The organism is Brachybacterium sp. EE-P12, from assembly GCF_003711805.1.
Taxonomy (GTDB): Bacteria; Actinomycetota; Actinomycetes; order Actinomycetales; family Dermabacteraceae; genus Brachybacterium.
In genome coordinates this window covers 16,935-39,787 of the sequence record NZ_QXCP01000012.1, presented here as the reverse complement: position 1 = coordinate 39,787, position 22,853 = coordinate 16,935, and the positions used below count along the sequence as shown (strand labels likewise).

At 72.6% G+C, this 22,853-nt stretch carries 17 protein-coding genes; 3 read left to right on the top strand and 14 right to left on the bottom strand.

Annotated features, from left to right (window positions below; genetic code table 11):
- Positions 1-39: 39 nt before the first annotated feature.
- A complete protein-coding gene (locus D1648_RS16150) occupies positions 40-1,314 on the top strand; it encodes an FAD-dependent monooxygenase (protein WP_122943634.1) in 1,275 nt (424 codons plus the stop codon).
- Here D1648_RS16150 and D1648_RS16145 read toward each other — a convergent pair.
- From D1648_RS16145 to D1648_RS16105, 9 genes are all read right to left on the bottom strand, one after another.
- The gene (locus D1648_RS16145) at positions 1,262-2,737 is read right to left on the bottom strand and encodes a glycoside hydrolase family 43 protein (protein WP_122943633.1); all 1,476 of its coding nucleotides are present in this window, start codon (positions 2,735-2,737) and stop codon (positions 1,262-1,264) included. The genes D1648_RS16150 and D1648_RS16145 overlap by 53 nt on opposite strands.
- A gap of 210 nt (positions 2,738-2,947) precedes the next feature.
- The gene (locus D1648_RS16140; protein WP_370239857.1) at positions 2,948-3,574 is read right to left on the bottom strand and encodes a dihydrofolate reductase; all 627 of its coding nucleotides are present in this window, start codon (positions 3,572-3,574) and stop codon (positions 2,948-2,950) included.
- Positions 3,571-4,374, bottom strand: coding sequence for a thymidylate synthase (locus D1648_RS16135; protein ID WP_122943632.1), 804 nt, complete (start codon positions 4,372-4,374; stop codon positions 3,571-3,573). The genes D1648_RS16140 and D1648_RS16135 overlap by 4 nt, the downstream gene beginning before the upstream one ends.
- A 4-nt stretch (positions 4,375-4,378) precedes the next feature.
- Entirely contained in the window at positions 4,379-5,464 is a 1,086-nt protein-coding gene (locus D1648_RS16130) for a LacI family DNA-binding transcriptional regulator (protein ID WP_122943631.1), read from the bottom strand.
- A gap of 68 nt (positions 5,465-5,532) precedes the next feature.
- Positions 5,533-6,153, bottom strand: coding sequence for a DUF624 domain-containing protein (locus D1648_RS16125; RefSeq protein ID WP_122943630.1), 621 nt, complete (start codon positions 6,151-6,153; stop codon positions 5,533-5,535).
- Between the two features lie 3 nt (positions 6,154-6,156).
- A complete protein-coding gene (locus D1648_RS16120) occupies positions 6,157-6,999 on the bottom strand; it encodes a carbohydrate ABC transporter permease (protein WP_122943629.1) in 843 nt (280 codons plus the stop codon).
- 4 nt (positions 7,000-7,003) lie between these two features.
- Positions 7,004-7,987 carry a carbohydrate ABC transporter permease gene (locus D1648_RS16115; RefSeq protein ID WP_122943628.1) on the bottom strand — a complete coding sequence of 328 codons (984 nt, stop codon included), beginning with the start codon at positions 7,985-7,987 and terminating at the stop codon, positions 7,004-7,006.
- Positions 7,984-9,318: a sugar ABC transporter substrate-binding protein gene (locus D1648_RS16110; RefSeq protein WP_122943627.1), complete on the bottom strand. Its 1,335-nt coding sequence runs from the start codon at positions 9,316-9,318 to the stop codon at positions 7,984-7,986. The genes D1648_RS16115 and D1648_RS16110 overlap by 4 nt, the downstream gene beginning before the upstream one ends.
- Positions 9,319-9,481: 163 nt before the next feature.
- The gene (locus D1648_RS16105; RefSeq protein ID WP_122943626.1) at positions 9,482-10,546 is read right to left on the bottom strand and encodes a LacI family DNA-binding transcriptional regulator; all 1,065 of its coding nucleotides are present in this window, start codon (positions 10,544-10,546) and stop codon (positions 9,482-9,484) included.
- A 169-nt stretch (positions 10,547-10,715) separates the two neighbouring features.
- On the opposite strand from D1648_RS16105, the gene D1648_RS16100 reads away from it, so the two are divergent.
- Together D1648_RS16100 and D1648_RS16095 are read left to right on the top strand one after the other, a co-directional pair.
- On the top strand, positions 10,716-12,236 hold the full coding sequence (locus D1648_RS16100) for an alpha-N-arabinofuranosidase (protein WP_122943625.1): 1,521 nt from the start codon (positions 10,716-10,718) through the stop codon (positions 12,234-12,236).
- A gap of 204 nt (positions 12,237-12,440) precedes the next feature.
- A complete protein-coding gene (locus D1648_RS16095) occupies positions 12,441-14,045 on the top strand; it encodes an alpha-N-arabinofuranosidase (RefSeq protein WP_122943624.1) in 1,605 nt (534 codons plus the stop codon).
- 15 nt (positions 14,046-14,060) lie between these two features.
- On the opposite strand, the gene D1648_RS16090 is transcribed toward D1648_RS16095, so the two are convergent.
- The 5 genes from D1648_RS16090 to D1648_RS16070 form a co-directional block, all read right to left on the bottom strand.
- Positions 14,061-16,475, bottom strand: coding sequence for a glycoside hydrolase N-terminal domain-containing protein (locus D1648_RS16090; RefSeq protein WP_122943623.1), 2,415 nt, complete (start codon positions 16,473-16,475; stop codon positions 14,061-14,063).
- Positions 16,472-17,242 carry an alpha/beta fold hydrolase gene (locus tag D1648_RS16085; protein WP_122943622.1) on the bottom strand — a complete coding sequence of 257 codons (771 nt, stop codon included), beginning with the start codon at positions 17,240-17,242 and terminating at the stop codon, positions 16,472-16,474. Before D1648_RS16085 ends, D1648_RS16090 begins: the two co-directional genes overlap by 4 nt.
- A complete protein-coding gene (locus D1648_RS16080; RefSeq protein WP_122943621.1) occupies positions 17,239-18,831 on the bottom strand; it encodes a pectinesterase family protein in 1,593 nt (530 codons plus the stop codon). Before D1648_RS16080 ends, D1648_RS16085 begins: the two co-directional genes overlap by 4 nt.
- Positions 18,832-18,912: 81 nt before the next feature.
- Complete coding sequence (locus tag D1648_RS16075; protein WP_122943620.1) at positions 18,913-20,889, bottom strand: DUF6807 family protein; 1,977 nt, start codon at positions 20,887-20,889, stop codon at positions 18,913-18,915.
- Positions 20,889-22,529 (bottom strand): glycoside hydrolase 43 family protein, encoded by a 1,641-nt coding sequence (locus D1648_RS16070; protein WP_122943619.1) that lies wholly within the window; start codon positions 22,527-22,529, stop codon positions 20,889-20,891. Before D1648_RS16070 ends, D1648_RS16075 begins: the two co-directional genes overlap by 1 nt.
- Between the last annotated feature and the right edge of the window lie 324 nt (positions 22,530-22,853).

Genomic DNA, 22,853 nt, shown 5'->3' with positions numbered 1-22,853 from the left:
GTCGGCGGCGGCCCGTCGGCATGCAGGAGGCTGGAGAGAATGCTTGACCACGCGATCGTGATGGGCGGATCCGTGGCGGGGCTGCTCGCGGCGGCGGGCCTGGCTCCGCACTGCGGGCGGGTCACGATCGTCGACCGGGATCAGCTCCCGACCGACGGCCCCGCGGCGTTCGCAGCGCGCCGCGGCGTCCCCCAGGGCGGGACCGTCCACCGGCTGCTGGCTCTCGGCGAAGCGCGGATGGGGCAGCTCCTGCCCGGGCTGCGCGAGGAACTCCTGGCCGCCGGTGCGGCCCTGCGCGCCGAGCACGAGCCGGAAGCCCCGGACGAGGCCGTCCCCGACGCCGACGGCTCCTCCCCGCTCCGCCCGGGCATCGACGAGCCCGGCACCCTGTGGCTGACCAGGCCGCTGCTCGAGGGCGTGCTGCGCCGGCGCGTGCTCGCACTGCCCGGCGTCGAGGCGCGTCAGGGCGCCGTCGGCGGTCTCCTCGCCACGGCCGACGGTCGGAGCGTGACCGGCGTGCGCCTGCGCGGCGGCGCGACCGAGGAGCTGCACGGCGATCTCGTCGTCGACGCGACCGGTCGCAGCAGCCGCGCCGCGACCTGGGTCGAGGGTCTCGCCGGCGTCCGACCGCGGACGCTGGGCACCCGCGTCCACGTCGCCTACACCTGTCAGCGGCTGCGCCTGCGCGAGGGCGCCCTGCCCGCGGGCGTCGAGGCGCTCGCCGTCCCGCCGCGCGGACGCAGCCCCTTCACGATCGACCTCGAGCCGTGCGGCCTCGGTGAGCACATGCTCTCCGTCGCCGGCACCGCGCGGAGCGAGCCGCCCACCGACCTCGAGGGCCTCCTGGACCTCGTCGCGCTGCTGCCCGAACGGGAGCTCGCCGACGCTCTCGACACCGCCCTCGACGGCGCGGAGCCGGTGGGGGAGCCGTCCATGGCGAAGGCGGCGGGCGCGCACCGGCAGCTCTGGGAGGAGGTGCCCGACGGGCCCGAGGGGCTGGTCCACCTCGGCGACGCCGCCGCGACGTTCACTCCGCTGTACGGCCAGGGCATGACCATGGCCGCCGTCGGCGCCTCCCTGCTGCGGGAGATGGTGGGCGAGGGCCCCGGCGCAGCCGACGGGCTCGCCGCTCGGTTCCAGCGGGAGCTCGCCGAGCTGCTGGACGAGGCCTGGGAGATCACCGCATCCCGGGATGCGCGGATCCCCGGCGCCGAGGCCCTGGTTGACGGCTCCGTGGTCGAGGAGCTGCCGTCCGCGGGGCTCAGACCTCCTTCGTCCCCCACAGTGCGCGGCCGTCCTCGCCGAGGACGGTGAACGTCGGGGTCCACTCGCCGAGCTCCTCGTGCCACCCGAGCGTGAACACGCCCTCGCGGCGCGCGCCGTCGATCTCGAGCACCGCCCGCTCGGTCCCCTCCAGGTACCAGCGCCCCTCGGCCCCGCCGCCGAGGGTCCCGTCGTCCTCCAGGCGCAGCGCGACCGAGTCGACGATGTCCGCGCTGATGGCCCGTCCGTGATCGATCAGCTGCCAGTCGCCCACCAGCTCGGAGCGCTGCAGCGGTCCCGGCCTACCGGCGAGGGCGTCGCCGCCGTAGCGGTGCGGGGCGACGACGAGCCAGCCCGTGCGGGTCAGGTGCAGGCGGTGCACGCGCACCTCATGGAGCTCCTCGTCGCCGGGGAACCGGGTGTGGAACAGCAGGAACGACTCCCGGGTGCTGGGGTGGGTCCAGGCGGAGACGTGGCCCGGGGAGACGTAGGCCTGGCCGGCGCGGCCGTCGGACTGCATGAAGCGATGGTTGCCCATCAGCTTGGCGGCGTAGGGCTCGATCGAGGCGTCGTCGAACATCGGCTGGTCCGGATCGGCCTGCGCCTCGCGCAGGTCCTGCCCCATCGGGTCGAGATAGGGGCCCTCCACGTCGCGTGACCGGCCCACCCGGACGTTGTACCCGCCGTCCGCGTCCAGGCCGCCGAAGGTGAGCAGCAGGTAGTAGTAGCCGGACTCCTCCGAGTGCAGGATGTACGGCGCCTCGATCCGGGCGTGGCCGCCGCCGGTGAGGTGCACGCCGTACCCCTGGTCCGGCAGCGGGCGGCCGGTGGCGGGATCCAGCTCCAGCAGGAAGATGCCGCCCGAGTAGGAGCCGTAGACCAGGCGCAGGGCGCCCTCCGCATCGACGAAGGCCTGCGGATCGATGACGTTGGGGTGCACGGTGGCGTCGTAGATCTCGCCGTCCTCCCCGGGCTCGTCCCACATCCCCGAGCGCAGGAAGATCCCCTCGTCGCGGTAGGGGCCCTCGACGTCGTCGGCGATCGCGGTGCCCATCGCGGAGCGGGGCGAGGAGCCTTCGCACGCGCAGTAGTACATCCGATAGCGGCCGTCCTCGGTGGCGTGGACGTCCGGCGCCCACAGCGTGGTGGTCCGGGCCCACTCGAAGGCCTCGGAGAGCTCCTCGGTGACGTTCTCGAACAGCGGGTTCTCGGGGGTGACCAGGTCCGCCACGCTCGTCCACCGCTGCAGGTCACGGCTGCGGGCGGCGGCGAGGTGCGAGCCGAAGACGTAGAAGCGGCCGTCCGCGACGACGACCGAGGGGTCGTGCACGGAGACCTCCTGGAAGGACGGGGCCGGTCGCCAGGGGAAGCGGGGCGGGGCCGCCTGGCCGCGCGGTGCGGCCAGGACGCCCGCTCCCGCCGCCGAGAGCGCGGCGGCCGAGGTGACGAGCGTGCGGCGGGACAGGGTGCTCATATCTGCTCCTGGAGGTGGGGTTCCCGGGGTGTGCCACCGGGTGGGCGTCGGGAGCGGTCCCGAGGCCTGCGTGCGGCGTCGCGCGAGGATCGGCGCGAGCACCGCGCGGTGACGTCCACGTCACCGGCACCACCGACGTTACAGCGTTGAAAAGCGGGGGACAAGGCCCGTGCGCCGGGGCCGTGCCCGCGCCGTCCCGGGGCGCGGGGCTCAGCGGCGGCGGGTCAGGAACCGGTAGCGCAGCCCCGTGCGGGAGGTGCGCCAGCGGGCCCCGTCGGCCCCGGGCGCGGGGTCGGTGCAGGTGAGGCGGAAGTCCTCGGGGATCGACGGGGCGGTGGTGTCGCCGTCGGCGTCGACATCGATCTCGGTGATCACGAGCAGGTCGGCGCGGTCCATCGCCTCGCGGTAGACCCGACCGCCGCCGATCACCCAGATCCGTGCGGCGTCGGCGGCGCCCTCCGGAGCGGTGCTCGCCGGGGCGGCGGCGTCGGCGTCGTCCCGGAGCGTGCGCTGCGCGGCGCTGAGCGCCTCGTCGAGGCTGCGGGCGCGCACGGCCCCGGGCTCGGCGAAGGAGTCGTCGCGGGTGATGACGATGTTGGTGCGTCCCGGCAGGGGCCGGTACTTCGGCGGGAAGGACTCCCAGGTGCGCCGGCCCATCACGACGGGGGATCCCGTGGTGGTGCGGGAGAAGTGCCTCAGGTCCTCCGGCAGGTGCCAGGGCATGGTGCCGCCCGATCCGATCACGCCGCCACGGGCCTGGGCCCAGATCATGCCGATCCGGGGCCTGCGCTCGGCCCCCGTCCCGTCGGCGGGGGCGTCGTCGGCCGGCGCGCTCACACCGCCACCGGGGCCTTGATGCCCTTGTGGTGCTGGTAGCCGAGGATCTCGATGTCCTCGAGGTCGTAGTCGAGGATCGAGGCGGGGCGGCGGTTCAGGCGCAGCGCGGGATAGGGGAACGGCTCCCGGGACAGCTGTCGCTGCACCTGCTCGACGTGGTTGTCGTAGATGTGGCAGTCCCCGCCGGTCCACACGAAGTCGCCGACGGCGAGATCCGTCTGCTGGGCCACCATGTGGGTCAGCAGCGCGTAGCTGGCGATGTTGAAGGGGACGCCGAGGAAGAGGTCGGCGCTGCGCTGGTACAGCTGGCAGGAGAGCTTCCCGTCATGCACCTCGAACTGGAACAGGGCATGACAGGGGGCGAGCGCCATCCGCGGGATGTCGGCGGGGTTCCAGGCGGAGACGATCAGCCGGCGCGAGTCGGGGTTCGTGCGGATCTGCTCCACGACGTCGGTGATCTGGTCGATCACACCGCCGTCGGGGGTCGGCCAGGAGCGCCACTGCGCGCCGTAGACGGGGCCGAGATCCCCGTTCTCGTCCGCCCATTCGTCCCAGATGCTCACGCCGCGCTCCTGCAGCCAGCGCACATTGGTGTCCCCGCGCAGGAACCACAGCAGCTCGAGGATGATCGAGCGGGTGTGCACCCGCTTGGTGGTGATCAGCGGGAAGCCCTGGGCGAGGTCGTAGCGGATCTGCTTGCCGAACAGGCTGCGGGTGCCGGTGCCGGTGCGGTCGCCCTTGGCGTGCCCGGACTCGAGCACCTCGCGCAGCAGGTCCTCGTACGGGGTGGGGATCGTCATCTGCTCATCGCTCCTGGGTGGTGGCCTCGGTCGGGGCGGCGGTGGATTCTCGCACCACCAGCGTGTAGGGGGTGTCTATCACGCGCGGTGGCCCGTCGTGGCCCTGGATCCGCTCGGTGAGCAGGTCCAGTGCGGTGCGGGCGAGCGCCGCCTTGTCCGGGGAGATCGTGGTCAGCGGCGGGGAGGCGTAGGGGGCGTCGGAGGTGTCGTCGTACCCGATCACGGCGACGTCCTCCGGAACCCGCAGGCCGCGGCGGCGCAGCGCGGCGAGCGCGCCGACGGCCAGGTCGTCGTTGGCGCAGACGATGCCGTCCAGGCCCGGGCAGCGGTCCAGCAGGGCCTCGGCGCCCGTGAAGCCGTGCGGGCGGTGCCAGTCCTCCACCGCCTGGATCACGTCCTCGCCGCCGGGCAGCCCCTGCTCGGCCAGCGCGGCGAGGAACCCGTCGCGGCGCAGGGTGCCGGAGCTGTGCGGCTGCTGCCCGCGACGGGAGACGATCACGCCGAGGAAGGCCAGGCGACGGCGGCCGGTGGCGAGGAGGTGGCGGGTCGCGTCGTAGGCGGCCGAGCGGTTGTCGATCCGGGCGTAGTCCGAGCCCTGGGGGAGCGTCTCGGGCAGGTGCTCGCCGATGAAGACGGTGGGCTGGGTGGTCCGCTGCATCCGTGCCAGCTGCTCCTCCGCGAGGAACAGGGGGTTGAAGATCACGCCGTCGCCGAAGATGCGCTGGAAGCCCTCGAGCACGGTGCGTTCGGCCTCGGGGCCGGCGGAGGTGGAGTGCAGCACCACCGTCTGGCCGCGCCGCTGGGCCTCGTCGATGAACTGCTGGGAGAGGTCGGAGAAGTAGCTGAAGGTGAGGGAGGGGACGGCCAGGGTGATGATCCCGCTCGCTCCCGTGCGCAGCTGGCGGGCGGCGACCTGAGGCCGGTAGCCGATCTCCAGGATCGCGGCGCGCACCCTGTCGCGGGTCGAGCCGCGCACGTGCGGGTGGTCGTTGACCACGTTCGAGACCGTCTTGATCGAGACGCCCGCGAGGTCTGCGACGTCGCGCAGCGACGGCGGACGCCGCCGGGCGGAGAGGGCGCGTGGAGGCATGAGGACATCTTCCCATCCGGGCGAAGGGGGCGGCGGGCACCGCGCGGTGGTGCACCTCGCTGCTGCGGTCAGACCGGTGCGAGGCGCTCGGAGAGCAGGCGGCGGCGGGCGGAGACCAGCGCCTCGGCGCACAGCATCGCTGCGGCGCCGCCGACGAGGACGGCCACGGCCGTGACCAGCGCACCCACCAGCGCCACGCCGCCGAGCGTGACCAGCAGGGACAGGCCCGTCCCCGGGAAGACGAGCGGGAACAGCACCCCGGCACGCAGCGCCTCCGCAGCGGAGAGATCGGGATCGGCCGCCAGCGTCACCGTGATCATCCAGGTCAGGCAGGCGAGGACCAGGACGAGCCCGGAAGCCGTGGTGACCATCCCGCCCAGCGCTCCGGCCCCGTCCAGCGCTCCGGCGCCGAGCAGGAGCAGATTGCCCGCCGCCGCGGCGGCGAGCAGGCCGGCCGGCGCCGCCGCGAGGTTCGAGCGAAGCAGCGACGTACGCCAGGTCTCCCACATCGTGCGCACGACGGGCAGCGCCTCGTCCCGACGGACCGGGCCGACGACCCGGGCGGCCGCCGTCGCGGCCGGGGCGATGCCGAGCAGGCCCAGCCCCAGCAGCGACAGCGAGACCATCGTCAGCTGCACCAGCACCAGGCGCGTGGCGATGCGCAGCCAGACCATGAGGGTCTCGGACACGGCTCAGCCCTTCGAGCCGGTCAGGGCGATCGACTCGATGATCTGGCGCTGGAAGATCAGGAACACCGCCAGCACGGGCAGCAGCGCGACGAGCGAGGCGGCCATGATCAACGGGTAGTCCGTCTGGATCGCGTAGGTGGCGTTGAAGTTCGCGATCACCAGCTGGAGGGTCTGCACGTTCTCCGAGTTCAGGTAGATGATCGGTCCCAGATAGTCGTTCCACACCGCCATGAACCACAGGATGAACTGGGCGGCGATCGCCGGACGGATCAACGGGAAGATGAGCCGCCAGAAGATCTGCGGATAGGAGGCGCCGTCCAGCAGCGCGGCCTCCACGAGCGAGTCCGGCACGTTGTGCAGGTACTGGCGCAGGAAGAACACCATCATGATGTTGCCGAGCAGTCCCGGCACGATCAGGGGCAGCAGCGTGTCGACCCAGCCGATGTGCGCGAACAGGATGAACGTGGGGATCATCAGCGCCGGGAACGGGATCATCATCCCGCCCAGGATCGCGAGGAAGATCCCGTTCTTGCCCGGCAGGCGCAGCTTCGAGAACGCGAAGGCCGCGAGCGAGGAGGTGACGGTGCCCACGATCGTCACGGTGAGGGAGACGATCACGCTGTTGCGGATGCCGGACAGCAGCGGCCCGGCCTCCCAGATGCGTGCGTAGTTCGACCACACGAAGGGGTCCGGGATCCACTGCGGCGGGAGCTCGAACACCCCCTCCATGGTCTTCAGCGAGGTCGAGATCATCCACACCAGCGGGGCCAGCATGAGCACCGAGCCGAGGCCCAGCAGGATCGCGACGAGGATGTTGGTCAGGCGGTACGAGCTGTGGCGGGACATGGCTTCACTCCACCGAGAACGAGTTGCGGGCATTGAGCCGGAACTGGATGAGCGTGATGACGAAGACGAGGAGCCCGAGCACCAGGCTCATCGCGGTCGCGTACCCCAGCTGGAGGTTCTGGAAGCCCTTCTGCCAGATGTACCAGACGATGGTCGCTGTGGAGAACTCCGGTCCGCCGTTCGGGGTCATGATGTTGACCTCGGTGAACACCTGCGAACCGCCGATGATGTTGGTGACCACGAGGAAGAACGTCACCGGTCGCAGCATCGGGAAGGTGATGTGGCGGAACGTGCCCCAGGCGCCGGCGCCGTCGAGCTCGGCCGCCTCGTAGAGGGAGCGCGGCACGGACTGCAGCGCCGCCAGGTACAGCAGCATGGAGAAGCCCAGGCCCTTCCACACCATCATCAGCACCAGGGCGGGCTTCGACGTCGACGCCTCCTGGAGCCAGTTCGGCCCGTCGATGCCGATCAGCGCGAGCCCCTGGTTGATCAGGCCGAAATCGCCGTTGAACGCCCACTGCCACAGGATCGAGATCGCCGCGAGCGAGGTCACCACCGGCAGGTAGTAGATGACCCGGAAGACGGAGCGGCCCGGCATCCGGCGGTTCATGGCCATCGCCAGCACCAGCGAGATCGACAGTCCGATGGGGATGCCGATCATCAGGAACAGCGTGTTCCACAGCGCCTGCCAGAAATAGTCGTCCGCCATCATCAGCCGGAAGTTCTCCAGCCCGGTGAAGGTGGGGGCGCTGAGCCCGTTCCAGTTGGTGAACGCGGCGTAGAGCGAGAAGCAGAAGGGCAGCACCGCGAAGAGCACGAAGCCGAGCACGACGGGTGCGATGAAGGCCGCGGCCCAGCGCCGCTCGCGACGGTGCAGGTCGCTCGTGGTGCCGGTGCGGCGTGCGGGGGCGGGACCCCGACCGCTCACAGGGCGCGCGGGGCCGGCGCCGAACCGTCGGCCGGCCGGCGGGGCGTCGACGGCGCTCATCGGAACTCTCCTCGGTCGATCTGCTCCTGCCGATTCGCGGCATCGAGCCTGGTCTGCATGCGGGGCTGGACCCAGGCGCAGTACTCGGCGGCGGTCTGGTCGCCGTCGAGCACCGGCTGGATGTTGGTGAAGAACTCCGTGTACCACTCGGCGTTGTAGGTGTTGTAGCCGGGCAGCGGTCTGCCGTAGTCCTCGACGATGCGGATCATCTCGGCCTTGTTCTCCGGCATGAAGGAGTCGTCGGCGGCCCACTCCAGGGCCGTGGAGCGGATGTTCGGGATCTGGATCCCGGCGTCGACCAGCAGCTCCTGGGTGCCCGGATCGGCGGAGAGGAATGCGGCCAGGCGCGTGGCCATCTCGGGGTTGCGCGAGGCGGAGGAGACCCCGATCCCCAGCGAGCCGATCCAGGTGGCGGGGGATCCGGTGCTGCCGGCGGGGTAGGGGATCAGATCCCACTCGAAGTCGAGGTCACGATAGGTGGACAGGTCCCACGGGGCGACCGGGAAGAAGCCGATCTGCCCGCGCATCCACCTCTGGTAGGTGTCCATGGTCTGCGACTCGGCGATCGAGGGCGTCACCTGGTGGACGTTCTGCAGATCGGCGAAGAACTGCAGCGCCTCGGCGAACTCCGGGGTGTCCACGGTGACGGTGGTGACCGACTCGTCGCTCCAGTCCCCGCCGTTGGACCACACCAGGGCCTGCAGGTTCCAGGTGACGTTCAGGCCCGTGCCCCACTGGTCCAGCGCGCCGTCGCCGTCGCGATCCTGGGTCAGCTCCTGGCAGATCTCCGTGAACTCGTCCCAGCTGTAGGGCAGCTCCGGGTCCGGCAGGGCCAGCCCCGCCTCCTCGAACATCGTGCGGTTGTAGCCGAAGGAGAAGGGCCCGATGTCCTTGGGCAGGCCGTAGATGGCGCTGCCCTGGCCCTGGACCTCGCCGTCGAAGCGGTAGAGGTCCACGGCGAGCGGCCAGAGCTCGTCGACGGCCGTGCCGGCGCTCTCCAGGTACGGGGACATGTCCTGGAGCACGTCGTTGATGGCGTATGCCTTGAGCTTGCCCGAGTCGAAGTAGAAGACATCGGGGGTCTTCTGCCCCAGGATCGCGGCCTGGAGCTTCGTGTCGTACTGGTCGCCGTCGGTGACCACGACGTTGACCGTCACGTCGTTCTGGCGTTCGAACTCGGCGATGGCCTCGGTGTACGCGGCGCGCTCGTCGAGCCCGCCGCGGAACATGAAGGTGAGCGTGTTCGGGTCGGAGGTGGCGAGATTGCCGCATCCGGCGGTGGCGAGGCCGGCGGCCGCAGCCGTGCCGGCGAGGAAACTGCGTCTTTGCATGAGAGTCCGTCCTACGGGCAGAAGGCCTGCACGTGATCGCGGTGCGTGGTGCCGCGAAAGGGATCGGCCGCGACTTTACAGCGTTGAAAAGACCGAGCGCAAGAGGGGCTCCGTGGTCGTGTCGCCCCGGCGCGGGATCCGGCGCCCGAGGATGGCGGGGGATTCAGTCGGCGGCCGCGGTGCTGTCGCGGACGATGAGCTGGTGCGGAGCTGTCACCATGCGCGGCGGGCCCTCGTAGCCGCCGATCCGCTCGGCGAGCATGTCCAGCGCGAGCCGCGCGATGAAGGTCTTGTCCGGGCTGATCGAGGAGAGCGAGGGGTAGGCGAACGGGGCGTCGGGGGAGTCGTCGTAGCCGACCACCGCGACCTCCTGCGGCACGCGGCGGCCGCGGTCCCGGAGCCCGGCGAGCACTCCCAGGGCGAGCTCGTCGTTGCCGCACACGATGCCGTCCACCTCGGGATGCTCCGCGCACAGGAGGTGGGCGGCGCGTCGGCCGTCGGTCCGGTGCCAGTTCGCGACCTCGGGGGCCGGGGCGGTGCCCGGATCGATCCCGTGCCGGTCGAGGGCCTGGCCGAAACCGGTCATGCGCAGCGCCGCGGAGCCGTGGGGGTGGGGAGCGGGTCCGGGCGGCAGGGCGCCGACGAAGGCGAGGCGGCGCCTGCCCGTGGCGAGCAGGTGGGAGGTGGCGTCGGCGCTGGCGCGGACGTTGTCGATGCGCACGTAGTCCGCATTGCGCGGCAGTGCGCCATCCGGCACGTGCTCGCCGATCAGGACCGTCGGCTGCGGGAACTCCTCATAGCGGCTGAAGATCTCCTCCTCGATCAGCAGGGGGTTGAAGATGACCCCGTCGCCGAGGCGGCGCTTGAAGCCCGTGAACACCTCGAGCTCCTGCTCCCGGCCGTCGGAGGTGGTGTGCAGCAGCACGGTGCGGTCCAGCTCGCGGGCGCGATCGATGAAATGCTGCGCGATGTCGGAGAAGTAGCCGAAGGTCAGCGAGGGTACGGCGAGGGTTACGATGCCGCTCGATCCGGTGCGGAGGTGCTGGGCCGCCAGCTGCGGGCGGTAGCCGGTCTCGTCGATCGCCGCCTGGACGCGGCGGCGGGTCTCGGGGCGCACGTGCGGATGGCCGTGGACGACGTTGGAGACCGTCTTCATCGAGACGCCGGCGAGATCGGCGACGTCCCGCAGGCGAGGAGGGCGACGGCGACGAGACGGCTCGGTGGTCATGGCGGGATTCTCTCATCGCGGAGGATCTGCATCGGCTCGCGTCGGAGCGCGGCGGGTGCTTGACGGTGCCCAGCGGTCATGATTGGGTTGAGTACAACGTTGGAACCCGGCCGGTCAGCCGACCCGGGCGACAGTCCCTCACCGATGCCGTTGAAAGGCCACTGCCCTGATGTCTCGCCCCGTCACACTCTCCCTCGACCCCGCCTTCCGCGTCGCCCCCGTGCGGCGTCGCACCTTCGGCGCCTTCGTCGAGCACCTCGGTCGCTGCGTCTACACCGGCATCTACGAGCCCGAGCACCCCACGGCCGACGAGGACGGCTTCCGCAGCGATGTCCTCGCCCTGACCCGCGAGCTCGGGGTGAGCTCCGTGCGCTATCCCGGCGGGAACTTCGTCTCCGGCTACCGCTGGGAGGACGGCATCGGTCCGGTCGAGGACCGACCCGCCCGCCACGACCTCGCCTGGCACTCCACCGAGCCGAACACGGTCGGCCTGGACGAGTTCATGGCCTGGGCGAAGAAGGCCGAGGTCGAGCCGATGTACGCCGTCAACCTCGGCACCCGCGGCATCGAGGAGGCGCTCGACGTGCTCCAGTACGCCAACGCCCCGCAGGGCATCGCGCTCTCGGACCAGCGCGCCGCGAACGGCAGCCCCGAGCCCTACGGCATCCGCATGTGGTGCCTGGGCAACGAGATGGACGGCCCCTGGCAGACGGGCCACAAGACCGCCGAGGAGTACGCGCGGCTGGCCACGGAGACCGCCCGCGCCATGCGCCAGGAGGACCCGGACCTCGAGCTCATCGCCTGCGGCTCCTCGAGCTCGCAGATGGAGACCTTCGGCGCCTGGGAGAACACGGTGCTCACCGACTCCTACGACTTCGTGGACATGATCTCCGCCCACGCCTACTACGCGGAGCGCGACGGCGACCAGGCCTCCTTCCTCGCCTCCGCGGACGACATGGACCACTTCATCGACTCCGTGGTGGCCACCGCCGATCACGTGCGCGCGAAGCTCAAGCGCGACAAGCGCATCATGATCAGCTTCGACGAGTGGAACGTCTGGTACCAGCATCGCGCCGAGTCCCGCCCGCCCCAGGGCGATGACTGGCCCGTCGCGCCCGTGCTGCTCGAGGACATCTACAGCGCGCAGGACGCCGTGGTCTTCGGCAACCTGCTGATCTCCCTGCTGCGCCACAGCGACCGCGTCGCCTCCGCCTCCCTCGCCCAGCTGGTCAACGTGATCGCCCCGATCATGACCGAGCCCGGCGGGGAGGCCTGGCGGCAGACCACCTTCCACCCCTTCGCGCTGACCTCGCAGCATGCCCGCGGCGAGGTGCTCGACGTGCGCCTGGACGCCCCCACCTTCGCCAACGCCCGCTTCGGCGAGAGCTCCGCGGCCGACGCCGTCGCCACCTGGGACGAGCAGGACGGCGCGCTGAGCGTCTTCGTCGTCAACCGCGGCAACACCGACGAGCTCGCACTGGACGCGGACCTCGCCTCCTTCGGCGACCTCGAGCTCGTCGAGGCCGTGACCCTCCACCACGAGGACCCCTACGCCGCCAACACGAAGGACGCCCCCGACACGGTCGCGCCGCAGGCCAACGACACCGTGCGGCTCGAGGGTGGCTGTCTCGTCGGAACCCTGCCGGCGATCTCCTGGTCGCTGGTGCGCCTCACCCGCCCCACGGCCTGACCCCAGATACGGTCCGGCCGGTCCCCGGCCGGGCCGCCGCCCACCCGTCCGTCACAGCCCGCCTACCGCGGCCCGCGTCTGCAGATGTGGGCTCTGAGCGGCACGCCGAGCCGCTGAGCGCCGCGGCGTGCCGCTCAGAGCCCCTTCGTGCAGACGCCCCCGTCCCGCCGCCCCTGCCAGCCCGCACCTGCTCGAGGAGCCCCCATGACCGCCCGCACCCTGACCACCGGCCTCGTCGGCGCCCTCGGCCCGACCTCCACCGGCACCCGTCCGCTCGCCCCGCGCACCGGCCGGACCGACGGGCCCGCCCGCGTGGTGATCGACCTGGACCTGCCCGGCACCACCATCTCCCGCCATCTCTACGGCCACTTCGCCGAGCACCTGGGCCGCTGCATCTACGGCGGGTTCTTCGTGGGCGAGGACTCCGAGATCCCCAACACCCGGGGCATCCGTGACGACGTCGTCGAGGCGCTGCGCGCCCTGCGCATCCCCAACCTCCGCTGGCCCGGCGGCTGCTTCGCCGACGAGTACCACTGGAAGGACGGCATCGGGCCGCGCGAGGACCGCCCGCGCGTGGTCAACTCGCACTGGGGCGATGTGGTCGAGGACAACTCCTTCGGCACCCACGAGTTCATGGACCTGGTGGAGCTGCTGGGCACCGAGGCGTACGTCAACGGCAACGTCGGCTCCGGCACCGTCCAGGAGATGAGCGAGTGGATCGAGTACCTCACCCGCGCCGACGACTCCCCGATGGCCGCGCTGCGCCGCGCCAACGGTCGGGACGAGCCGTGGAAGGTGCCCTTCTTCGGCATCGGCAACGAGTCCTGGGGCTGCGGCGGGAACATGCGCGCCGAGGACTACACGGCCCTGGCCCGCCAGTACTCCACCTTCGTGCGCGAGCATGCCGGCAACCAGGTCACTCGCATCGCCGGCGGAGCGAACGTCGACGACTACGGATGGACCGAGGCCCTCATGAAGGACGCCGGCCCCCATCTGCCGTACCAGGCGATCTCCCTGCACAACTACACCTTCGCCCACAGCTGGGAGGAGAAGGGCTCCGCCCGCGGGTTCAGCGACGAGGAGTGGTACAGCACCCTCGCCAACGCCGCCCGCACCGAGGAGCTCATCGCCCGCCACTCCACGATCATGGACCGCTACGACCCCCAGAAGAAGGTCGGCCTGGTGCTGGACGAGTGGGGCACCTGGTGGGACGTCGAGCCCGGCACGAACCCCGGCTTCCTGTACCAGCAGAACACGGTGCGGGACGCGCTCGTGGCGAGCCTCCACTTCGACGGCTTCCACCGCCACGCGGACCGGCTCATCATGGCGAACATCGCCCAGACGGTGAACGTGCTGCAGGCGATGATCCTCACCGACCCGGACTCCGGCGCTCTCGTGCTCACCCCCACCTACCACGTGTTCGCGATGAACGCCGGGCACCAGGACGCCCGCGCGCTCGACGCCCACGTGCTGCTGCCCGAGGAGGTGGCCGAGGTGAACGGCCGCGCGCTGCCGCTGCTCTCCGCCTCCGCCTCGGTGCGCGCCGAGGAGGGGACCGCGCTCGTCTCGCTCTCGAACCTCTCGGCCGACGAGCCCCGCACCCTGGTCCTGGACCTGCGCGGCCGCACGGTGACCGGGCACGAGGCGACCGTGCTGACCGGCGCGAGCACAGCCGCTCACAACACTCCCGAGCAGCCGGATGCTGTCGCCCCGGTGCCGCTCACGGAGCTGCGGGAGCACGAGCTGGGGCTCGAGGTGACGTTGCCGCCGCACTCCTTCGCGACGGTGGAGCTGCGACTGGGGGAGTGAGCGGGCGAAGTCCGTTCAGCGGGCCAGCGCGGCCGGATCCACCTCGACGGGGGCGCCGCCCGGCAGCTCCACGGCCAGCTCACGCCCGCGGTGGCGCAGCACAAGAGTGCGCTGACTGTCGGGCGTGCTCCGGCCGGCGGGGCTGGCGGCCCGCAGCACGACCCGGGTCAGGGCGCCGCCGGACCAGTCCAGGTCCAGGCTCGCCGCTCCGCGCAGCCGCACCCCGCGCACCGACCCCTCGGCCCATCCCTCGGGCAGGGCCGGCAGCAGGTCGATCGCTCCGGCGTGGGACTGGACGATCATCTCCAGGATCGCGGCGGTGATGCCGAGGTTGCCATCGATCTGGAACGGCGGGTGGGCGCAGAACAGGTTGCCGTACAGGCCGGCCCGGCCGTGCGGGCCCGGGGCGTCGGGATCCTCGACGGGGGCGAGGAAGGCGAGCAGGGAGCGGTGCGCGGCCTCGGCGTCGTGCAGGCGTGCCCGCAGCCCCACCCGCCAGGCGAGGGACCAGCCGGTCGAGTCGGGGCCGCGGGCATCCAGGGACGCGGTCGCGGCGGCGGCGAGCTCGCGATCCGCCACGGTGACCGCGTCCCCGGGCAGCACCGAGTACAGGTGGGTCTGGTGGCGGTGGAGCGGATCGGCCTCCTCATGGTCCTGCCACCACTCGGCGATCCTGCCGTGTGCATCGATCCGCTCCGCAGGCAGCTGCTCGAGCGCAGTGCGCAGCCGGGGCAGCAGCGGGTCCTCGATCCCGAGTTCCGCGGCCGCCTCCAGGGTGGTGCGGAAGTGATCGCGGAGCATCGCGAGATCCGCCGTGGTGGAGACGTCCAGCCCCGTCTCGAACCCGTCGGCGGTGCGGAAGCGGTTCTCCGGGGAGGTCGACGGGGAGGTGCCGAGCACCCCGGGTTCGATCTCCACCAGCCACGCCTCGAGGAACTCGGCGGCGCCGCGCAGCACCGGCCAGAACCGCTCCAGCACCGCCGGGTCACGGGAGAAGTCCCAGTGCTCGCGCACGTGCCGGCACAGCCACGCCCCGGCGAGCGGCCACATCGACCACACCGGATCGAAGGCGCCATCGCCCACGGGGGCGGTGAACGCCCAGCGGTCCGCATTGTGGTGCGCGGTCCAGCCGGGCAGGCCGTAGAGCGCGCGGGCGGTGCGCTGCCCGGAGCGGGCGAGGTCCTCGAGCCAGTCCAGCAGCGGCTCATGGCACTCGGGCAGCCCGGCGGGCTCGGCCGGCCAGTAGTTCATCTCGACGTTGATGTTGGTGGTGTAGTCGCCGTGCCAGGGCGGCAGCAGCTCCTGGTTCCAGACCCCCTGCAGGTTCGCGGGCAGGGTGCCGGGGCGGGAGGAGGAGATCAGCAGGTAGCGGCCGTAGGCAGCGGCGAGCTGGGCGAGCAGGCGCGAGTCGCCGTCGGCAGCGGTGCGGGCCAGCAGCGGGACGACCTCGATCTCCTCCGCGTGCGAGGGCACGAGCCGCACCGCGGTCCGGTCCCACAGCTCACGGTGCGCGGCGACGTGGCGGGCGGCCAGCTCCGCGGCGGGCCGGGCAAGGGCGGCATCGAGCACGATCCCCGCCTGCGCGGCAAGGCGGTCGCGGTCCCCGTGCGGCACCTCCTGGGCGCCGCGGGAGTCGGTCACGGCGGTCAGCACGATCCGCAGCCGTGTCGCACCGTCCACCCGCAGCGTCCCGTCCGGGCCGGGCTCGGCCGTGCCGTCGTGCTCGAGTCGGGCGAGGACCAGCGCGGTGACCGCCGCGCCCGGAGCAGGGTCGGGCACGAGCCGCTCCTGCTTGCCCTCCCGGCGCACGTCCGCCGCCATCCGAGCCGTGAGCTGCAGCGCCCCGTCGACCACGCTCGTCGCAGAGTCCTGCTGCGGGGAGGTCAGGCGGAGGCGCAGCGGCCCGAGGTCCCCGTGGTCGGCGCGCCGCTCGATGACGAGCACCTGGTCGGCGGCGCTGATCCAGGAGGTCTCCGTGGTCTCGAGAGTCGCCAGGGGTCCGCGATCCTCGGCCGGCTCTCCGGTGGGCGCGGTCCAGCGGGTGCTCGCCGTGGCGGCGGCGAGGTCGAGGATCCGACGGGTGCTGACGGCCGACGGGCCCGCGGCCGCCTGCTCGATCACCAGGTCGGCGAGCGGCTGGTAGGCCTGGGTGTACCCGCGCTGCAGCATCTGCTCGAGCCGGGTCGCCTCGCGGCGGTCACCGCGGGCGAGGGCGGCGCGCAGCGGTGCGAGCACCTCGGAGCCGCCGACGGGACGGTCGTCGTGCCGGTTCCCGACGGCGGTCGCGGGGCTGCCGGTCCAGCAGGAGTCCTCGTTGAGCTGGAAGCGGGAGGCGGCCGGGTCGCCGAAGACCATCGCGCCGAGGCGCCCGTTCCCCAGCGGCAGGGCCTCGGTCCAGCGGGCGGCGGGGTCGTGCAGCAGCATCTTCATGGCGAAGGGTCCTCCAGAGCGGTGAACAGGGCGTCGGGGGCGTCGTGCATGACGAAGTGGGCGGCGCCGGGCACCCGCACCGAGCGGATCCCGGCGGCGTCGAAGCGGTCCTGCCGGGCATAGGTGCGCTGCTGTCCTGTGACCAGCAGCACCGGCTGCGGCAGGTGTTCGAGCAGGTCATTCGTGGCGGCGGCGTGCTCGTCCAGCAGGGAGCGGGCGCTGCGCACCAGGGCGTGCGGGGCGGTGAGCCGCACTTCGGCCCGGCGCCACTCGGCCTCCCGGGCGAGGATCTGCTCGAAGCCGCCGCGTTCCAGCTCCTCCTCAGCCACCAGGGCGATGTCCTCCGGCCCGGGGATGGGCACGTCGAGCGCCGGTTCGACGAGCACGAGCCGCTGCACGAGCTCGGGGTGGCGGGCCGCGAGGTGCACGGCGATCGTGCCGCCGAGGCTGTGCCCGAGCACCTCCCGTGGCCCGCCGCCCTCGGCCTGCAGCAGGGCGGCGATCGCCGCGGCCATCTCCGGCAGCGTGTACCCGAATCCCGGCGGGGCGTCGCTGCGGCCGTGCCCGGGCAGGTCCGGGATCAGCGCGGCCCGGCCGCGGAGCGCCGCGAAGGGCGCCCAGCTCGCCGCGCCGTGGCAGCCGAGGCCATGCAGGTGCAGCACCTCATGCCCCTGCTCGCTCCTCGGCCCGCGGCCCGGCAGGCGGAGGCCGCGCAGCTGGGCGCCGCCCGTCGTGAACGGGACCGTGACCAGGGGCGGCGTGCTCACGGGAGCAGGCCCAGCTCCCGCAGCCCGGTGGCGACGAGCTCCGCCACGCGGGTGGCCCCGGCGGTGCTGAGGTGGGTGTCGTCGCGCTCACCGTCCGGGTAGCCGGGCCACTGGCCGGGCTCGAGCCAGAGGAAGGTCTCCTTCGAACGCTCCTCCCCGTCCGCCTCCCACAGCTCGAGCGTGAGGGGCGAGAGGTCGATCAGCGGTACGTCCTCCTCCGCGGCGAGGGCGCGGACCGCCTGCGGGTAGCCGCCGTGGGTGGGGACCGCATGACCGTCCTCGAAGCGGCGGCGCTCGATCGAGGTGAGCAGCACGGGGATCCCGCCGCGGGCCCGCGCCCCCACGAGCATCCGCCGCAGCGCCGCCGGATAGGCGAGATGCACGTCCGCGAAGCGCTCGTCGTCCTTGGGATCGTTGTGCCCGAAGGCGATGAGCACGAGGTCTCCCGGCCGCAGCTCCTCGAGCGCGCGGTCCAGGTGCCCCTCGGCCAGGAAGCTCACCGAGCTGCGGCCCGAGACGGCCCGGTTCAGCACCTCGAGGCCGCTGGCCGCGTCGAGCCGCATCCCCCACCCCTCCCGCGGGGCGTGCTCGGGCGGGTACTCGCTCGCCGTCGAGTCGGAGAGCACGATCGCTCGCGGCGTCCCGCCCGGGGCGGGGGAGGGGATGTCGAGCCAGGTCGCGGGATCGGGAGCGGCGGGCAGCTGCGGGCCGCTGCTGGAGCGGCCGCTCCAGTCGTTGCCGTGCTCGGCCAGGCGGGCGTCCTCCCAGGCGAAGCCGCCCATGGCGCTCCACGGCTCGGCCGCGACATGCGGGCCGATGGTGCAGGCGCTCACGATCCCCTGGCCGATCGCATCGGGCTTCCCGCCCGGATGCCAGGGCCGGCCCAGGCGCACGCTGCCCGCCGGGACATCGTCCGTCGCCGTCAGCTGTGCCCCGTGCACGAGGATCCCGCGCGGGTTCTCGCGGGCCGTCGAAGGGGCGAGCAGGTACCCGGGGCCGACGCTGCGGATCTCCCCGCCCTCGATCAGGGCGGTCGCGCGGCCGTAGAGGAAGTCCACGTCTCCCACGATGAGGCAGTCGCGCAGGTGGACGCGCCGCACCGAGGCCCAGCCGGGAGCATCCAGCAGCACCGTGTCCTGCTGGCCCAGCAGGTGGCAGCGCTCCACGAGGATGCGGTCGCCACGGGTGCGCAGCGCGATCGCCTGGGTGTCGGGCCAGTCGGGGTGGAGCCGCTTGTCGAAGGAGTTCGCGACGGTCAGATCGCGCAGGGTGACCTGGTCGGCGTCGACGGTGAGCGTCGCGCAGTCCTGCACGTACGGCATGCCTGTGCGGTCCCGCGCCCCCTGGTGGAGGCCGAACACGATCCGCACGTCCTCGGCACGGCCGGTCGCGGAGCGGATCAGCAGCGGCGCCGCCCGCGGCGCGATCACGACCTGCTCCACGTACTCGCCGGGCTCGATCACGACCTCGCGCACCGCCGGATCCGCGAGCGCCAGCGACAGCGAGGGCAGCGTCCCGGCCCGTCGGCCGACGCGGACCGCACCGACGGCATCAGCCGCAGAGGCGGGCGGGGTGGAATCGACGGTCATGGTGCTCCTTCGCACGAGCTGACGCGAGATGACGCGAGACTGCAGGGGTGGCGCACGGCGGGCGCCCGGGGGGGACGGGGATCAGGGCAGCGGGGCGGCCGGGCCCTCCGCGGCGGTGATCGCTGCGAGCAGATCGGGCACCTCGTCGCTGATCACCGGATGGTCGAACACGGCGGTGCGCACCACCACGTCCAGATGCTCACCCCGTTCGAGGCGGCGCGGGGCGTCCCAGGCGAGGCTGGTGCCCACCCCGAGATAGTCGGAGGCACGCACGAACCAGGGGTCGATGCGTCCCTGCGCCTCCTCGTCCTGCACCATCAGCAGGCTGCTCCAGGCGTTGCCGTGGCGGCGCTGCACGATCACGAAGGGGCTGCGGGAGCCGTGGGCCACGGCCTCCCCGCGGCCGCCCTCGACGAGCACCCGCACCTCGTCAGCGCCGGGGAGCCGCCAGAACAGCCCGCCGTAGCCGGCGCCGAGCCGGCCCCGGTTTGCGGGGCTGGTGAAGGTGACCGGATCCGCGCTGGGGCGCAGCCGGCTGCGCCAGCGCAGCCCCCAGCCGTGCGGACCGGGCAGCAGGTAGGTGCCTAGGCGGCGCTCCTCGTGCAGCAGGTCGGAGCCGTCGTGGGAGCGCCATTGCACGCGCGAGGCCAGCCCGTGGCCGGAGCGGTCCGGGGTCTCCTCGAGCGACTCCTGCACGCCGTGGTTGGCCAGCAGGGTCGAGCCGCGGCCCTCGACGTAGGTGCGCCCGCCCCAGTAGGTGGTGCCGTTGACGTCGGGGACCGTGAGCGAGAGCCCGAAGTGGTGGCGGTGGTCGCTGGGGTTCGTGACCGTCATCGCCCGCCCGCCGAGGGAGCGCACGGGATGCAGGTGCGGGCGGGGACTGTGCACGGGCGGCATCGAGCTGCCCGAGGCGGCGGCGGCCAGCAGCGTCCCCCCGGCGAGCAGGGTCCAGTCGCGGCCCTCCCTCACCCAGCCGAAGGGGAGGGTGGCGAGGTCCTCCGCGCGCGGGTCCTCCGAGCCGTCGCGGCCCGGCGCCGTGGGCACGCGGGAGGGCGGCACCCGGCCGGTGCTGTCGCCGACCTGCAGCAGCGGTTCGAGCACGGTGACCCCGCTGCCGGCCTTCCCCTCGGCGTCGTCCAGCCGCTGGTGCAGCAGCGACCAGGCGACCGAGCCCGCGTCGAGCTGCTCCTGGCCCACGCTGGTCAGGCGCGGCACCGCGAAGCGGGACAGCTCGATCCCGTCGAAGCCGGCCACCGAGATGTCCCCGGGCACGTTGACCCCGAACTCGTTCAGTCGTGACTGCAGCCCGAAGGCGACCAGGTCGTTGAAGGCGAGGGCCGCGGTCGCCTGCGAGGCGAGCACCGCCTCCGCCGCCTCGTAGCCGGCGGACATCGTCGCCCCGCCGGGCAGCACCTGCAGGGTCAGCGAGGGGTCGGCGCCGGTGAGGGAGTGCAGGGCCGCGAGCCGCTCGCGGTGGGCGGCGCTGCGGGGCGGCCCTGCGACGTAGACCAGGTCGCGATGGCCGAGCTCGCGCAGATGCTCCACCAACTGGTGCATGCCGCTGGCGTAGTCGATCGCGACCACCCCGGTGCGCGGGTTCAGCGGCCGACGGTTCAGGACCACCACGGGGCCGGCCTGGTCGAGGACCTCCTCGAGGCTGAGATCGTCCATCCGCGGGGAGACCAGCATGATCGCGTCGCACTGGCGCCGGGCATCCCGGGCCAGCCCGGCCTCGGTGTCGGGGGAGCCGGCCTCGGCGACCAGCACGCTGTAGCCATCGGCCTCGGCGGCCCGGGAGATGCCGCGCAGCAGCGACTGGAACATCGGATTTCCCAGGTCGGGGATGATCAGCGCGATCGTGCGCGTGCGCCCGGTGGAGAGGTTGCGGGCGGTGACGTTGGGCCGGTACTGCAGGCGCTGCGCGGCCTCCCGCACCCGGGCCCCGATCCCGGGATCGACCGACGGATGCTGGTTGAGCACCCGGGAGACCGTCGCACGGGAGACCCCGGCCGCCTCGGCCACCTGAGTGATCGTGGGGCCGCCACGTCCTCTCGCCATCAGATCTCCTGTTCGCCGCGATGGACGACCACCGGCGCGAAGGATGCGCGGCGGTCCTCGAGCCGATGGTGCACCATGCCGAGGGCTGTCGCGAACAGGCCCACCTCCGCTCCGATCCAGTGCCCCTTCTCGGCCTGCCAGTCCACCAGCAGCGGCAGGCGCTCGCCGTCCAGGAGCGCGGTGAGGGTCACCCGGCCGCCGGCGGTGGTGTCGAGCTGGAGGCCGAGGGTGACCTCCGCGGCGGGATCGGCGGTGAGCAGGCGGTGGACCTGCACTTCCTCGGCGGCGGCGTCGGCGGCCATGGTGCCGGAGGCGAGGGCCACGCCGTCGGCGTCGCGCAGCAGCCCGGCCCAGGCGTAGGCGTGACCGAGCACCACCAGACCGGCCCGCTCGGGGGACTGCGGAGCCGACGAGGACGCGGGCGCGGGAAGGGTGAGCCGGGTCGACCAGGTGGACGGCTGCCCCGGCAGCTGCTGGCCGAGGATCGCGCCGAGGTCCCGCAGGTCCCCGCGCGGGCTCGGGGCGAGGGCGAGATCGAGGCGCCCCTGGCCGGTGCGGTGCTGGCCGGGCCGCGGGTTCGCCTGCCAGTGCCAGCGCGGGGCGAGCTCGGCAGCGGTGAAGTCATCAGAGCGCTGCGGCTCCGACCAGGGGCGCTGGGCGTCGCCGTCAGGGTCGGAGCCGGCACCGGTGCCGGAGGGCGAGTCGTCGCCGGCGTCGCTGTCGGCGTCGGGGTCCGCGGTCGTCGCACCGAGGGCGGGGAGCACGCTGACCGGCCGGCCGCGCACCGCATCGATCGGCTCGCCCATGTGCGGCCAGCCCTCCTCGTCCACGGTGACGGGCTGGGCGTGGGTGACCCGACCGAACACGCCGCGGTCCTGGAAGTGGAGGAACCACAGGTTCCCCTCGGCGTCGTCGACGAGAGCGCCCTGGTGCGGGCCGTTGACGGGGGAGGAGTCCTGTTCGAGCACGATCCGGTGCTCATAGGGGCCGTGGATGTCGCGGGCGCGGAAGACCACCTGGTAGCCGTCGGCGACCCCGCCGGCGGGGGCGTAGATCCAGTACCAGCCGTCCCGGCGGTAGGCCTTCGGCCCCTCGAGGGTGACCATGCCGGGAATCGCGTCCCCGTCGATTACGGTGCGGGTGGGGGAGAGGGCGGCGGTCAGATCGGAGGTCACCTCGAGCACGCTGAGCTGGTTCTTCACCCGGGCGCGGGACTTCGCCCAGCCGTGCACGAGATGGGCGCGGCCGTCCTCGTCCCACAGCGGGCAGGGGTCGATGAGACCGTGGCCGGCCAGCAGCAGATGCGGCGCGCTCCACGGCCCGGCCGGATGCGGGGCGGTGAGCACGAAGATGCCATGATCCGGATCGGGATAGACGATGTAGAAGGTGTCCGCGTGCTCGCGCAGCGACGGCGCCCACACGCCGCTGCCGCGACGGGGCAGGGCATAGTGCCTCTGCGGCACCAGGGCCGGCAGCGCGTTGGTCACGTGCTCCCAGTCCACGAGATTGCGCGAGCGCAGCACCGGCAGCCCCGGCGCCCGGTTGAAGCTCGAGGCGATCATCCAGAACTCCTCGCCCACGCGGATCGCGTCGGGATCGGGCCAGTCCGCGTCGAGGACGGGGTTCGAACGGTGCTCCACAGGGACTCCTGAGCTGGGGGCGGCGCCGGGAACGCGAGAAACGGTGAACCGGTTTCTGCGGGCTTGGTTGCACACCGTACCAGCGGCCTCGCGGAAGGGGAAGCGGAGGGCTGCGGAATGTCGTCGCTCGTGGGCTGCGGCGCCGAGACCTGGTCGTGACATGCCTGCAGCCTGCACCGATAGTGCGTTCACTGAGGAGGATCGCGCACTGCTCGGAAGAGAATCGCCTCGAGGCGTTGACAGGGATCGGGTGCGCGTCCAGACTGTGGCGAACGCGAGGAACCGGTTTCCGAGGAAGCGGTTCCCCGCCCGACTCTCAATGAG